This window comes from Pseudomonas triclosanedens (assembly GCF_026686735.1).
Lineage (GTDB): Bacteria > Pseudomonadota > Gammaproteobacteria > Pseudomonadales > Pseudomonadaceae > Pseudomonas > Pseudomonas triclosanedens.
Genome location: NZ_CP113432.1, coordinates 2,411,830 through 2,426,622 on the forward strand (window position 1 = coordinate 2,411,830; position 14,793 = coordinate 2,426,622).

Annotated in this window: 11 protein-coding genes; 4 read left to right on the plus strand and 7 right to left on the minus strand. The window is 65.7% G+C overall.

Annotated features, from left to right (window positions below; translation table 11 throughout):
* Nucleotides 1–289 precede the first annotated feature (289 nt).
* The 4 genes from OU419_RS11385 to OU419_RS11400 form a co-directional block, all read right to left on the minus strand.
* The gene (locus OU419_RS11385; protein ID WP_254473326.1) at nt 290–1,690 is read right to left on the minus strand and encodes an efflux transporter outer membrane subunit; all 1,401 of its coding nucleotides are present in this window, start codon (nt 1,688–1,690) and stop codon (nt 290–292) included.
* A complete protein-coding gene (locus tag OU419_RS11390) occupies nt 1,687–4,884 on the minus strand; it encodes an efflux RND transporter permease subunit (protein WP_254473324.1) in 3,198 nt (1,065 codons plus the stop codon). Before OU419_RS11390 ends, OU419_RS11385 begins: the two co-directional genes overlap by 4 nt.
* A 166-nt stretch (nt 4,885–5,050) precedes the next feature.
* A complete protein-coding gene (gene mexE / locus OU419_RS11395) occupies nt 5,051–6,286 on the minus strand; it encodes a multidrug efflux RND transporter periplasmic adaptor subunit MexE (RefSeq protein WP_254473322.1) in 1,236 nt (411 codons plus the stop codon).
* A gap of 249 nt (nt 6,287–6,535) precedes the next feature.
* Nucleotides 6,536–7,450, minus strand: coding sequence for a LysR family transcriptional regulator (locus OU419_RS11400; protein ID WP_254473320.1), 915 nt, complete (start codon nt 7,448–7,450; stop codon nt 6,536–6,538).
* A 314-nt stretch (nt 7,451–7,764) separates the two neighbouring features.
* Here OU419_RS11400 and OU419_RS11405 point away from each other — a divergent pair, with 314 nt between their 5' ends.
* Complete coding sequence (locus OU419_RS11405) at nt 7,765–8,784, plus strand: zinc-dependent alcohol dehydrogenase family protein (RefSeq protein ID WP_254473318.1); 1,020 nt, start codon at nt 7,765–7,767, stop codon at nt 8,782–8,784.
* Between the two features lie 227 nt (nt 8,785–9,011).
* On the opposite strand, the gene OU419_RS11410 is transcribed toward OU419_RS11405, so the two are convergent.
* The gene (locus OU419_RS11410) at nt 9,012–9,359 is read right to left on the minus strand and encodes a GFA family protein (RefSeq protein WP_254473316.1); all 348 of its coding nucleotides are present in this window, start codon (nt 9,357–9,359) and stop codon (nt 9,012–9,014) included.
* Nucleotides 9,360–9,461: 102 nt separating this feature from the next.
* Between OU419_RS11410 and OU419_RS11415 the strand changes: the two genes are divergently transcribed.
* Together OU419_RS11415 and OU419_RS11420 are read left to right on the plus strand one after the other, a co-directional pair.
* Nucleotides 9,462–9,740, plus strand: coding sequence for a hypothetical protein (locus OU419_RS11415; RefSeq protein ID WP_254473314.1), 279 nt, complete (start codon nt 9,462–9,464; stop codon nt 9,738–9,740).
* A gap of 82 nt (nt 9,741–9,822) precedes the next feature.
* Nucleotides 9,823–10,431, plus strand: coding sequence for a flavin reductase family protein (locus tag OU419_RS11420; RefSeq protein WP_254473312.1), 609 nt, complete (start codon nt 9,823–9,825; stop codon nt 10,429–10,431).
* Here the strand turns inward: OU419_RS11420 and OU419_RS11425 are convergent.
* Entirely contained in the window at nt 10,409–10,783 is a 375-nt protein-coding gene (locus tag OU419_RS11425; protein ID WP_254473310.1) for a hypothetical protein, read from the minus strand. The two genes, OU419_RS11420 and OU419_RS11425, sit on opposite strands and share 23 nt — an antisense overlap.
* 262 nt (nt 10,784–11,045) lie before the next feature.
* Here OU419_RS11425 and OU419_RS11430 point away from each other — a divergent pair, with 262 nt between their 5' ends.
* Nucleotides 11,046–13,001, plus strand: coding sequence for a methyl-accepting chemotaxis protein (locus OU419_RS11430; RefSeq protein ID WP_254473308.1), 1,956 nt, complete (start codon nt 11,046–11,048; stop codon nt 12,999–13,001).
* Here OU419_RS11430 and OU419_RS11435 read toward each other — a convergent pair.
* Nucleotides 12,969–14,705 carry a SulP family inorganic anion transporter gene (locus OU419_RS11435; RefSeq protein WP_254473306.1) on the minus strand — a complete coding sequence of 579 codons (1,737 nt, stop codon included), beginning with the start codon at nt 14,703–14,705 and terminating at the stop codon, nt 12,969–12,971. The two genes, OU419_RS11430 and OU419_RS11435, sit on opposite strands and share 33 nt — an antisense overlap.
* Nucleotides 14,706–14,793 lie beyond the last annotated feature (88 nt).

The window sequence follows — 14,793 nt, forward strand, 5'->3', positions numbered from 1 at the left end:
ATGAATCTTAGGCCAGGGCGAGTCCGAACACGTTTGATCCCTGGCAAGCCGGTCTGGATCATAGCGGCATGGAGCGCATAGCCCAAGGCTCTGGCGCGCACCTTGCGCCGCAGGCCTGCCTGCCCTGGCCGCCTGCAGGCCGCGCAAACCGGCGAATCATGGGGTGTCGGGCATGTGCTCCAGGCGGTGCGTAATCGATGCTGGCGTCGGCCATAAAAAAGCCCCGCGGTCAGGAGCGCAGACCGCAGGGCCAGAAGGTCGACGACATCTCGACCGGGGGAGGAACGGGTCAGGCGGACGGCTGCCAGCCGCCACCCAGGGCCTTGTAGATGGCGACGATGCCGCGATAGACATCCACTTCCGCCAGTGCCTGGGCGTCTTCGGCGGCCAGTTGTTCGCGCTCGGCGTCCAGCAGGTTGAGGAAGTCCACGGTGCCCTCGCGGTATTGCAGGCCGGCCTGCTGCGCCGCGTTGCGGCTGGCTTCGGACTGGCGCACCAGGGAAACCAGGCGCTGCTGGCGCTTGCCGTAGTCGCTGAAGGCGTTGGAAGACTCTTCCAGAGCCAGCAGTACCTGCTGTTCGTAGGTCGCCAGGGCGCCGTCGGCATCGGCCTTGGCCGCGCGCAGGCGGGCCCGCACGCTGCCCAGGTCAAAGGCTGCCCAGGTGATGCTTGGCGCGACGCCCCAGGCGCTGGCGGCGGACGAGCCGATCTGCGAGCCGCGCCCGGCGGTGTAGCCGAGGAAGCCGCCGAGGCTGACTTTCGGGAACAGATCGGCGGTGGCCACGCCCACGTCGGCGGTGGCGGCGGCCAGGCGGCGTTCGGCGGAAGCCACGTCCGGGCGGCGCCGCAGCAGCTCACCCGGGTCGCCGATGGGCAGGGCCTTGGCGATGGCCGGCAGCTTCTTCGGCGAGAGATCCACGCTCAACGCGTCCGGGCGCTGGCCGAGGAGGGTGGCGATGCGGTTGCGCTGGCGTACTTCCTCGGCCTGCAATTGCGGCACGCTGGCTTCGGTTGCGGCCAGGCGAGCTTCGGCACGCTGCACGTCCAGCTCGCTGCCGACACCGGCGTCGCGTAGCTGGATGGTCAGGTCGCGGGATTCACGCTGATTGTCCAGGTTGCTCCTGGCAATGCTCTCGCGCAGTTGCGCGCCGCGCAGTTGCCCGTAGGCATCGGCGAGCTCGGCGACCAGGCTGACCTGCAGTTGCTGGAGATCGGCGACCGTGGCGGCGCTCAACGCATCGCTGGATTCCAGTTGGCGGCGCACGCGGCCGAACAGGTCGACTTCCCAGATCATGTCCAGGCCCAGGTCGTAGCGTTCCTGGTTGACCCGGTCCTCGGTCTGGCCGGGCACCTGGCCCTTGCCGACCTGGCCCTCGGCACGGCTGGTGACCGTCGGGAAGCGGTCGTTGGCCACGTCGTCGCGGATCGCCCGCGAGGCCAGCACGCGGGCATAGGCCACGCGCAGCTCGCGGTTTTCCTTCAGCGCCTGGTCGACCAGTTGGCTCAGCACCGGGTCATCGAACTGCTTCCACCAGGCGTCCTCGAACCGCGTGCGGTCGTAGCCCGGCGCCTGGTCGTCGGTGGCGACCCGGGCCGGCGCGGTGTCGGGCTTCTGGTAGTCGGGGCCGACCATGCAGGCGCTGAGCGACAGCGCCAGCAGGGCCGGGGCGAAGAGTTTCACGGACTTCATGCAGTGTGGGCCTCGCTGTTGGCCTGGTGGCTCAGGCGCTGTTGTTTCTTCGCTTCGCGGGCTTCCATGAAGCGGCGGATCAGCACATAGAAAACAGGCGTCAGCAGCAGGCCGAAGAAGGTCACGCCGAGCATCCCGGAGAACACCGCGACACCCATTGCGTGGCGCATTTCCGCGCCAGCGCCGGACGACAGCACCAGGGGCACCACGCCCATGATGAAGGCGATGGAGGTCATCAGGATCGGGCGCAGACGCAGGCGGCAGGCTTCCAGCACCGCGCTGATGCGGTCCATGCCTTCGTCCTGCTTGTCCTTGGCGAACTCGACGATCAGGATCGCGTTCTTGCACGCCAGGCCCACCAGTACGATCAGGCCGATCTGGGTGAAGATGTTGTTGTCGCCACCGGACAGGATCACGCCCGCGATGGCCGACAGCAGGGTCATCGGCACGATCAGGATCACCGCCAGCGGCAGCCCCCAGCTCTCGTACAGCGCGGCCAGCACCAGGAAGGCGAGCAACACGCAGAGCGGGAATACGTAGATCGCCGAGTTGCCGGCGAGGATCTGCTGGTAGGTCAGGTCGGTCCACTCGAAGGTCATGCCGTTGGGCAGCTCCTGCTTGAGCAGGCGTTCGATGGCGGCTTCGGCCTGGCCGGAGCTGTAGCCCGGCGCGGCGGCACCGTTGATCTCGGCGGTGATGAAGCCGTTGTAGTGCATCACCCGGTCGGGGCCGGAGGTGTCGCTGATCCTGATGAAGGTGGCCAGCGGCACCATCTCGCCGAGGTTGTTGCGCACCTTCAACTGACCGATCTGCTCAGGTTCCAGGCGGAAGCTCTGGTCGGCCTGGACGTTCACCTGGTAGGTGCGGCCGAAGCGGTTGAAGTCGTTGGTGTACAGCGAGCCGAGGTAGACCTGCAGGGTGTCGAAGATGTCGCTGATCGCCACACCGTGGGTCTTGGCCTTTTCGCGGTCGATGGCGGCGTCGACCTGCGGCACGTTCACCTGGTAGCTGGTGAACAGCGACATCGGGTCCAGCTCCGGCAGCGCGCGGGCCTTGGCCAGGATGTTCTGGGTCTGGCTGTACAGCTCCTCGTAACCCAGGTTGCCACGGTCTTCCACCTGCAGGCGGAAGCCGCCGATGGTGCCCAGGCCCTGTACCGGCGGCGGCGGGAAGATGGCGATGTAGGCGTCCTGGATATCGGCGAACTGCTTGTTCAGCTCGGCGGCGATTTCACCGGCGGACATGCCCGGCCCCTTGCGCTGGTCGAAGTCCTTGAGCGTGGTGAAGACGATGCCGCTGTTGGGGCTGTTGGTGAAACCGTTGATCGACAGGCCGGGGAAGGCCACGGTGTTCTCGATGCCGGGGTGCTTGCCGGCAATCTCCGACATGCGCTTGATCACCGCTTCGCTGCGATCCAGCGTGGCCGCGTCGGGCAACTGGGCGAAGGCCACCAGGTACTGCTTGTCCTGCTGCGGCACGAAGCCGGTGGGGGTGCTGGAGAAGCCCAGCCAGGTCAGGCCGATCAGCCCCGCATACAGCAGAAGTGCGATGGAACTGCCACGCAGAACGCGGGTAACGGTGCCGACGTAGCCGTGGCTGGCGCGGTCGAAGAAGCGGTTGAACGGGCGGAACAGCCAGCCGCCCAGCAGCTTGTCCAGCAGCACCGAGAAGCGGTCCTTCGGCTCGTGGTGTCCCTTGAGCAGCACGGCGGACAGCGCAGGCGACAGGGTCAGCGAATTGATCGCCGAGATCACTGTGGAAATCGCGATGGTCAGCGCGAACTGCCGGTAGAACTGCCCGGTGAGGCCAGAGATGAATGCAGTTGGGATGAACACCGCGCACAGCACCAGTGCGGTGGCGATGATCGGCCCGGTCACTTCGCGCATGGCACGCTTGGTCGCTTCGATCGGTGTGAGGCCCAGCCCGATGTTCCGTTCGACGTTCTCCACCACCACGATGGCGTCGTCCACTACGATGCCGATCGCCAGCACCAGGCCGAACAGCGAGAGCGCGTTGAGCGAGAAGCCGAAGAAGTGCATCACCGCGAAGGTGCCGATCAGCGATACCGGCACGGCGGCCAGCGGGATGATCGAGGCGCGCCAGGTCTGCAGGAACAGCACGACCACCAGCACCACCAGCACCAGGGCTTCGAACAGCGTATGCACCACCGCCTCGATGGAGCCGCGGACGAAGATGGTCGGGTCGTAGACGATGGAATAGTCCACCCCCTGCGGGAAGTTCTTCTTCAGCTCGGCCATCTTCTCGCGCACCTCGTTGGAGATGGCGATGGCGTTGGAACCGGGGCGCTGGAAGATCGGCAGGGCCACGGCAGGCTGGTTGTCCAGCAGCGAGCGCAGGGCGTACTGGTTGGAGCCCAGCTCCACGCGGGCGATGTCCTTCAGGCGAGTGATTTCGCCGTCCGGACCGCTGCGGATGATGATGTTCTCGAACTCTTCCTCGTTGACCAGACGACCCTGGGTGTTGATTGACAGCTGGAAGCTGGTGGCGCTCGGCGAGGGCGGTGCGCCGAGGGCGCCGGCGGCGACCTGGCGGTTCTGCTCGCGGATCGCCGCCACCACGTCGCTGGCAGTCAGGTTGCGCGAGGCCACCTTGTTCGGATCGAGCCACACGCGCAGCGAGTAGTCGCCCATGCCGAACAGTTGGACGTCGCCCACGCCCTCCAGGCGCGCCAGCTCATCCTTGATGTTGAGGATGGCGTAGTTGGACAGGTAGAGCATGTCGTAGCGGTTGTCCGGCGAGGTCAGGTGAACCACCATCGTCAGGTCCGGCGATGCCTTGTCGACGGTGATGCCGATGCGGGTGACTTCTTCCGGCAGCTTGGGCTCGGTACGGGTCACGCGGTTCTGCACCTGCACCTGCGCGTTGTCCAGGTCGGTGCCCAGGGCGAAGGTGATGGTCAGGGTCATCTTGCCGTCGGCGGTGGACTGCGAGGACATGTAGAGCATGTTCTCGACGCCGGTGATGGCCTGCTCCAGCGGTGCGGCAACGGTCTCGCCGATCACCTTGGGGTTGGCGCCGGGGAAGTTGGCGCGCACCACCACGGTTGGCGGCACCACTTCGGGGTATTCGCTGATCGGTAGCTGGAACAGCGAGATGGCCCCGCCGATCAGGATGATCAGCGAGAGCACGGCGGCGAAGATCGGCCGCTGGATGAAAAATTGCGAAAAGTTCATGGCTGGTTCCTGTCGCGAACGCTGCGGTTCGCCAAACCCGGGACAAAGTTCACCCAAGGCCCTGGTGGGACAGGGCCTGGTACATCGATCCTTTGGTGATCTCGCCGATGGTCCGCCTGTGCTTGCCGAGGCTTGCGCCTCGATAATTTCAGGTCGGATGAATCAATCAGCTACGCGGTGCGCCTGGCTTGGCGGTCTTCTCGGCGACCTTCGGCGCTTCGCTCTGCTCCAGCGCCTGGCGTTGCCGGGCGAGGGTGGCGAGGGTCGACTGGCTGGCCATCTCGACACCCTGGGCATCGACCTGGGCTCCGGGACGAACCCGCTGCAGGCCGTTGACCACGATGCGGTCGCCCCTGGCCAGGCCGTTGCGCACGATGCGCAGGCCTTCCAGCTTCGGACCGATTTCGATGCCGCGGTATTGCACCTTGCTGTCCTTGTCGACCACCAGCACGAATTTCTTGCCCAGGTCGGTGCCGACCGCTTCGTCTTTGATCAGCGCTGCGGGGTAAGTGCCGCTGCCGACCAGCTTGATGCGCGCATACAGGCCGGGGGTGAACTGGTTGGCGGCGTTGTCGAACACCGCGCGGCCACGGATGGTGCCGGTCTTGGGGTTGACCTGGTTGTCCAGGAAATCCAGCCGGCCCTCGTGGGGGAAGCCGTCCTCGCCAGTCAGGCCGAGGTACACCGGGCTGCTGCCGCGAGCGTCCGGGCCACCCTTGCGGGCCAGGTCGACGTACTTGAGGTAGACGCGCTCGTCGGCGTCGAAGTAGGCGTAGACCTTGTCGGTGGAAACCAGGGTGGTGAGCAGACTCTGGCCGCTGTTGACCAGGTTGCCGGCGGTAACTTCGGCGCGGGAAACGCGGCCGTCGATGGGCGCGGTGACCTGGGTGAAGGACAGGTTGAGGCGGGCGTTGTCCAGTTCCGCCTGGGTCGCCGCGACCACCGCCTTGGCTTCGGCGGCGGCTGCGCTGCGGGCGTCGGCCAGTTCCGCGGAGATGGCGTTGGTGGCGCGCAGGCGCACACCGCGGGCGTCTTCGTTGGCGGTGCGGGTCTGGTTGGCGCGGGCCTGCTGCAGTTGGGCTTCCAGGCGATGCACTTCGGCCTGGAACGGGCGCGGGTCGATCTGGAACAGCAGGTCGCCTTTCTTCACCAGCGCGCCTTCGCGGAAGGTCACCCGGTCGATGTAGCCCGAGACGCGGGGTCGCAGTTCGACGGACTCCGGGGCTTCCAGGCGGCCTGTGAATTCGTCCCACTCGTTGATCGGCTGCTCGATGACTTCCGCCACGCTGACCTTGGGTGCGGGCATGTTCTGCGCCGCATCCTGGGCCTTGCCGCAGGCACTGAGCACCAGTGCGGCGGCTAACGCCAGCGGAATACGCAAGGTGTTGAGATTTCGCTCCATGGAAAGACTCCAGCGTTCTAATTAGTTATGGGACTTCTGATGGGGCGGAGTCTGCTTTCGGGCGCGCCAAGTAACTAATCGAACGAGCGAATTTTGATTATCACGTGGAGTGATAAATGCCTTTGCGCCATGCGCAGGAATAGATAGTGAGGCTGGGCACGGGAATTGCCGGGATAGAGCGCTCCCGCAGGCGACAGACGCCTGCGGGGGGCGAAGCGCCGACGCGCTTCACGCCAGGGGAGCGGTGCCTCAGAGGCTGTCCGGGTCGCCCACGAACATGGTGATGCGCGAGCGCAGCCAGCGCTCGGCGGGGTCGTTGTCCTGGGCGCCGCGCCATACCATCGACAGCTCGGCCAGGCGGGTGGGGAAGGGCGGTTCTTCGGCACGCAGGCCGCCGGCGGCGGTGAGCGCCGCCGCCACGTATTCCGGCACGGTGGCAATGATGTCGGTGCCTGCCAGCAACTGGGCGAGGCCAACGAACTGCGGTACGGCCAGCACCACCTGGCGTTTGCGGTCCATCTCGGCGAGCGTCTGGTCGACGAAGCCGTCCAGGTCACCGGCATAGGAAACCAGGGCGTGCGGGCGCGCGCAGTAGTCGTCCAGCGTCAGCGTGCCGGGAATCGAGTCGGCGCGCAGGACTTTCCAGGTGCTGCGGCGCAGGGTCTTGCGCTTGGCGTTGGCCGGCAGTTCGTCGGTGTAGCTCACGCCCACGGAGATTTCCCCGGAGGCCAGCAGCTGTGGCATCAGCAGGTAGTTGGCGCGGCGCACCACCAGGACGATCCCTGGCGCCTCGGAGCGCAGGCGGCGCAACAGCGCGGGCAGCAGGCCGAATTCCACGTCATCGGACAGGCCGATGCGGAACACCGCCTTGCTGGTGGCCGGGTCGAAGTCAGCGGCGCGGCTCAGCGCGGTGGAGATGGAGTCCAGTGCAGGGGACAGGTGCCCGAAGATTTCCTGGGCGCGCGCGGTGGGTTCCATGCTGCGCCCGGTACGAACGAACAGCGGGTCGTCGAACAGACCGCGCAGGCGCGCCAGGGCTGCGCTGATCGCCGGCTGGCCGAGGAACAGCTTCTCGGCTGCGCGGGTCACGCTGCGCTCGTGCATGAGTGTTTCGAAAACGATCAACAGGTTGAGGTCAACCTTGCGTAGGTCGTTGCGATTCATGGGGACTCCCTGACGATGGGGGAAAAGTGAGGCCGACCGTGCCTTGAGTCAAGTCTGTCAGATAAGTCCTTGATCAATTTCCACTTTTTTATCGAGAATCACGCCCCGGCCCAGTCGGTCGATTCGGGCGTCCAGACTGCTGCGCGATGCCGCGCGCAAACCCGGCGCAGAGCGCCCGGGCCGCGCCAGGCAAGGGTTGGAGGCGGACGCCGAATCATCGCCATTTATGTCAATTATCAATGGTGGACGGTGGCGTCACCCCGAAAGCCCGGATAGAGTCCGTGGCTATGAAGCAATAGAACGCGAGGTATGTGATGTCCCGCATGATCCGTTTCCACCAGTTCGGTGATGCCTCGGTCCTGAAGATCGAGGAAATGCCGACCCCGCAACCGGGGCCGGGTGAAGTGCTGATCCGTACCCAGGCGCTGGGCGTCAGTTGGCGCGACGTGCTCTGGCGGCAGAACCTCGCCCCGGATCAGGCCAAGCTGCCGGCGGGCATCGGTTATGAATTGTCCGGCATCGTCGAAGCCGTGGGCGACGGGGTCGATGACCTCGAGCCCGGCGTTGCGGTTGCCAGCTTTCCGGCGAATTCGCCGAATCTGTACCCGGCCTGGGGCGACCACGTCGTCCTGCCGCGCACGTCGCTGACTCGCTACCCGGAAGTACTCACCCCGGTCGAAGCCGCCGTGCACTACACCGGCCTGCTGTATTCCTATTTCGCGCTGGTCGAGCTGGCGCAGATCAAACCCGGCCAGCGCGTGCTGATCACCGAGGCCGGCCATTGCCTGGCACCCCAGGCGGTACAACTGGCCAAGGCGCTTGGCGCGCAGGTGATCGCCACCACCAGCCATGAGGAAACCCGCGAGTTCCTCAAGGGCCTGGGGGCGGACAAGATCATCTATACCGAGGAACAGGACCTGGTGCTGGAAGTCGAGCGCTTCACCAAGGGCCAGGGCGTCGAGATCGTTCTCGACCAGTGCGCCGGTCCGCAGATGAAGCTGCTGGGTGATGTTGCGGCCCCGCGCGGCAAGCTGATCCTCTATGGCATCAACGGCGGCAACGACGCAGCCTTCCCGGCCTGCGCGGCGTTCAAGAAGCACCTGCAGTTCTATCGTCACTGCGTGCTGGACTTCACCGGCCAGCCCGATATCGGCCTGGTTCGCAACGATGAGGCCGTGCAGCGGGCGCTGACCGCGATCAACCAGATGACCGCCGACCAGTTGCTCAAACCGAGCATCGACCGCGTGTTCGACTTCGCCCAGTACCACGACGCGAACTGCTACATGGAAACCTGCCCTGGCGGTGGTCGTGTCGTGATGAAGATGCCGGAGTGATCCATCATCGGTGAGAATGAAAAGCCACTCTTCGGGGTGGCTTTTTTGTGCCGGCGGATTTTGGCCCGCGGCCAGCGCCCAGGGTTCCGCCAGGGCATCGAACGCCAGAAACGAAGCTTGGGAGAGCTTGCGATCCCCATCAGCGGAGCCGCGTGATACCCGATGGGCATCGCTGCGCTGGGGGAGTGTCCATGCGCCAACCGGTCCGCTGTTTCGCGGTCTTCCCGCTACAGGCTCTTGCCGTCGTGATGCCGCACCGTCAGCGTCGAGATGTCGACTTCCGGCAGGCAGCGCACGTTGATGGCGGCCATCGGCTTGCCGTCGGGCGCGCTGGCGAACGCCAGTGGCGCGCAACCGCAGGTGGGGCAGAAGCGGTGCTGGATGCGGTGGGTGTTGAAGGTGTAGCTGCTCATGGCGCTTTCGGGCGTGCTCAGTTGCAGCTTGTCCCTGGGCACGAACCACAGCAGCGAGCCTCGCCGGCTGCAAATCGAACAGTTGCACTCGATGACCTCGCCGACCTCGCCCTGCACCTCGAAAGCGATGCCGCCACAATGGCAGCTTCCCTGATAGCGCATGATCGCTCTCCTCGTAGAGTGGACGAACAGCCAGTGTAGCCGGCATGTGCGGCGGAGGCCGTCTAAGCTGGAAATCGCCTGCACAACACCACGGAGATCGATATGAAGGCACTCTATGCAGTACTGGCGGCCAGCCTGCTGCTGGCCGGCTGCTCCGGCACCACGGTCAACCGCGATAGCTGCGCCAACGAACTGAACGCCGCCTGGAAGGAGCTGGACCTGGCCAAGGCCGAGGGTTTCGCCGGTACCGTCAGCTATTCCAAGGCCCTGACCCTGATCACTGCCGCCAAGACCGAACAACAGGTCGAGTCCTACGGCGGCTGCCTGGATCAGGCCAGCAAGGCGCGCTTCTACATCAAGGAGTCGCGGGCCGGGCGCTGATACGAGCGTCGCCCGGAGGCTCTGGCGCGGGCATAATCGCCGGACGGACATTTTGATCCGTCCGGCAGTCAGGGGAACACGCATGCAGCTCGATTTCAGCACACTCGCGCCAGCCGATGCCTATCGCTGGCTGGCCTCCACCGTCACTCCACGCCCGATCGCCTGGGTCTGCACGCTGTCCGCCGACGGCAAGAGCAACCTGGCGCCGTTCAGCTTCTTCCAGGTCATCAGCGACGAGCCGCCGACCCTCATGGTGAACACCAGCGTGCGTGACGACGGCAGCGTCAAGGACACCCTGCGCAACGTGCGCGAAACCGGCGAGCTGGTTATCCACCTGGTCAGCGCGGCCCAGGCCGACGCCATGAACGCCACCGCCGCCTGGCTGCCCCACGGCGTCAGCGAGATCGAGCACGCCGATCTCGCCACCGTACCCAGCGAGCGGGTCACGCCGCCACGGGTACTGGGCGCGCCGGTGGCATTCGAGTGCCAACTGGCGGAAATCATCCCGTACCCGGCGGACAAGCCCAGCAGCTACCTCATCTTCGCCCGCGTGCTGCTGGCGCACGTGGACGACGGCGTCATGCGCGACGAACGCCATGTCGACCCGGCGAAGCTCGACCTGGTGGGGCGCCTGGGCGGTACCCAGTACAGCTACACTCGTGACACCTTCAACATGATTCGCCCGAAGTAGCGCAAGGGCCGGCGGCCTCCTCGAAGTGCCAGCGGTTGCCGCTCAGGTACGCCACTTCCAACTGTTCGCTGAACATGAACAGTTCGTCGAGCAGCGTCGTGGCGTTGTCGAAGCGCTGCGGGTCGCGGTGGACGCAGCAGATCAGCTCATGGGCCAGCCGGCGGCCGTCGTCGGCGCGGAACCAGTCGCTGGCGGGGCCCGGCGGGCAGACGAACTGCCGCAGCGGCGCCAGCCCGCGTTCGGCGAACATGCGTTCGATGAGTGCGGTCTGGCGGTACAGCGCCGGGAACTCCAGGCGAGTGCCGAAGCCTGGTGCGGGATGTTTAAGGACCAGTCGATAACGGGCTTGCATGTCGCCTCCTGATTGATGTGGGCGACGGACTGTGCCTGACAAGGCGAGGATTGGCTGTCGGAAGGCTCTGCTTTGGTGGTGGGAACTCGCTGTGACTGTTCTGGATGCGACCTCTGCATATCCGTGCGCAGCATCAGAGTGCCATCACCGCCATCGGCTCTTGTTCGGCATCCGACGGCGCTCCTAATGTTCCCCGCAAAAGCGACGACAACGATCAGGAGACCTTCGCATCGAAGGATCGCCTGCACGCGGGGAGGATGGCATGGTTGCCTTCATGCAACGACGTCTGGCCGACATGGGAACGGCAAGGAAACTGGCCATCGGATTCGGCTTGGTGCTGCTGTTGACGGCGCTGGTGGCGGTGATCGGTGTCACCTCGTTGCGCTCGATTTCCCAGCGCTTCGATGTGCTCAACGACATGTCGGCGATCAACCGCATCGTGCTGGAGATGCGCCAGAGCGAAAAGGATTTCGTACTGGACGCCAATCCCGCTGCGGCCCAGGCGCTGCGGCAGCATGCCGGGGATTTGAGCGAACGGGTCGCGCGGCTCAAGGCCCTGCCGGAGCAGGCAGCGACCATGGATCGGGTGGAGCAGGGCATCGCCGGCTACCTGGCCGCCTTCGAGAGCTTTGAGAAATCCAGCAAGAGCCGGCGGCTGTCGCTGGATGCGGCGACCTGGTCGGTCAGCGGCGCCTCCAACAGCCTCGACATCCTGCAATCGAGCCTGGCCGACGACGGCGCCTACGAACTGAAGGAATCCCAGGGACAGAAGGGCGAGGAGCTGCTGCAACAGGCGGCGCAGGTCAGCCAGTTGTATCGCCTGGTGTTGCAGGGCCTGAATGAAGCCCGCTCGCGGGTGGAGAGCGGCGGCGCGGACAAACCCGCGGATGGCCGCATCAAGTCCGCCGGCGAGGCGCTGCAACTGTCCAGCCAGCTCCAGGCGAGCATCACCGACCCGACCTACGTGTCGGTGCTCAAGGATGTGATCACCAATATCAACGCCTTCGTCGAGAAGCTCGACGAGTACACCTCCGCCCTCGACCAGGAAAAACAGGTACATGCGCAGATGAGCGAGCGCGCCGCCGAAGTCATGCAGCTGGTGGACGACGCCTACGCCGCGCAGCAGTCGGCCATGCTCGCCGGCCTGCGCACCAACGCCGCGCTGATCCTCGGTTCCGCCGCGCTGGCGCTGCTGGTGGGAGCGCTGGCCTCGCTGCTGATCACCTGGATGATCGTGCGCCCGTTGCGCCAGGTGATCGCCCTGGCCAGCCGGATCGCCGAGGGTGATCTGAGCGCCAGTATCGAGGTGAGCCGCAAGGACGAAGTGGGGCAACTGATGAGTGCCGTGGCGAGCATGGCCGACAGCCTGCGCAGTATCGTCAGCCGGTTGCGTGACGGCGTGGGCCAGATCACCGCCTCGGCGCAGGCGCTGTCCGGCGTTACCGAGCGTACGCAGCTCGGTGTCAACAACCAGAAGGCCGAGACCGATCAGGTGGCCACGGCGATGAACCAGATGGCCTCCACCGTCCATGACGTGGCGCGCAATGCCGAGGAGGCCGCCAACTCCGCCGAACAGGCTGACGGCAAGGTGGCCAGCGGGCAGGAAGTGGTGCGCCAGACGCTCGGCCGCATCGAGCAATTGGCCGACGCGGTGCGCGCAGCCACCCAGAGCATCGAACAACTGGGGCGCGAGAGCCAGAGCATCGGCAGCGTGCTGGACGTGATCAAGAATGTTGCCGAGCAGACCAACCTGTTGGCGCTCAATGCCGCCATCGAGGCGGCGCGGGCCGGCGAACAGGGGCGCGGTTTCGCCGTGGTCGCCGACGAGGTGCGGGCGCTGGCGCGGCGTACCCAGCAATCCACCGCCGAGATCGAAGGGCTGATCGCCGCCCTGCAGAATGGCGCCAGCACCTCGGTACAGCGTATGCAGCACAGCCATGCGCTGGTGGAAATGACCGTCAGCGATGCCGTACAGACCGAGGCCGCGCTGGGCACCATCGCATCGGCGGTGGCGGTGATTCACCAGATGAACCAGCAGATCGCCGCCGCATCCGAACAGCAGAGCGCGGTGGCCGAGGAAATCAGCCGCAGCGTCACCAGTATCCGTGGCATCGCCGACGAGTCGTCACAGGCGATGGAGTCCACCGCCTCGTCGAGTGTCGAGCTGGCGCAGTTGAGCCGCGAACTACAGGGGCTGGTCGGTCAGTTTCGACTCTGAGGGCTGGTCCCAGGCGTGCTCCGCCTTGCGTTGCTGGTGCCAGCGGCGATAGGCGTTGACCCCGGCGCGCACCGAGCTGAATACCAGCGGCGGCTTCACTTCACCGAGCAGGCCGGAACGCTTGAGCATCGCCAGCGTCTCTCCCGTCACCCGTGCCAGGGACAGGTGAACACCCTTGGCCTCCAGAGTCTGCTGCACCTCGCGCAGGGTGGTCAGGCCGCTGATGTCCAGGTTGAGGATACCTTCGGCGTTGAGCAGCACCGCGCGCGGCTGGTGAGCCTTGGCCACCACTTCCAGCAGGCGCTGCTTGAAGTAGTCGGCGTTGAAGAACAGCAGGGGCGCGTCGAAGCGGTAGATCACAAGGCCCGGCAGGGTGCGTGCGTTGGGGTACTGCTCCAGTTCCACCTGCCCGTCGATGCCATGCACCCAGCCCATCACCGCATCGTGCGGCCGATAAGTGAGATAGAGCAGGCGCAGCAGCGCGAGCATGATCGCCACGAAGATCCCCGGCAGCACGCCAACGCTCAGCACGCCCACGGTGGTCAGCACGCACAGCGCGAATTCGAACCGGCTAAGGCGCCAGAAACCGCGCAGCGCGCGGAAATCGATCAGCCCCCAGCCGGCCATCAGCAGCACCGCGCCCAGCGCCGGCATCGGCACCCAGCCCAACGGCTTGCTGAACAGCAGCAGGACCAGTCCGATCACCAGCGCGGCGACGATGCCGACCATCTGGCTCTTGCCGCCGACCATATCGTTCACGGCGGTGCGCGAATCCGCGCCGCTGATCACGAAACCCTGGGAAATCCCCGCGCCGATATTGGCCATGCCCAGCGCCATGAACTCGTGGTTGGCGTCCACGCTGTAGCCGTGGCGCGCGGCAAAGCTGCGCGCGGTGAGCATCGCGCTGCAGAAGCTGATGATGGTGATCCCCATCGCGTCGCGGAACAGGCTGCCCAGCTCCTCGTAGGTGGTGTGCGGGAACATCAGCGTCGGCAACCCCTGCGGCACTTCACCCAGCAGCTTGATGCCGTACTGGTCCAGCCCCAGCAGCGCCGCCGCCAGCGTGGCGAACAGCACGCCCACCAGCGCGCCTGGAACCTTCGGGTAGAAACGCGGCAGCACAACCATCAACAGCAGTGTGGAAACCCCCAGCGTCAGCGTTGGCAGGTGCGTGTTGGAGAGGTTGCGCAGCAATGCGATCAAGCCCCGCACGAATCCGCTGGTTTCGCTGTGGTAGCCCAGCAGCTTGCCGAGCTGGCCGGCGATCAGGCTCAGGCCGATACCGTTCAGGTAGCCCACCAGGGTTGGCCGCGAAAGGAAGCTGGCGACGAAGCCGGCGCGGGCGAAACCGGCAGCGATCGACAGCGCGCCAACCAGCACCGCGACGATCATCGACAACTGCAGCAGGCGCTGCGGATCGCCCGCCGCCAGTGGCGTGATGGCAGCGGCGACCATCGCCGCGGTGGCAGCGTCCGGGCCTACCATCAGTTGTCGCGAGCTGCCCACCAGCGCGTAGATCAGCATCGGCAGGATGCAGGCATACAGCCCGACCTGGGGCGGAAAGCCGATGATCTGCGAATAGGCGATGGCGGTAGGAATCTGCACGGCGGCCACCGACAGGCCCGCCTGGATATCGCGAGGCAGCCAGTCACGACGGTAGTGCAGCAGACTGTCCAGGCCGGGCAGCCAGCGGGCTAGGGGCATGCGGAATCTTCCTTGGAATCGACCAAGGGAAATCTTAGATGGAAAGCCTGCCTACGGCTTGTCGGAAATCATCGAGATAGCGAGCGAA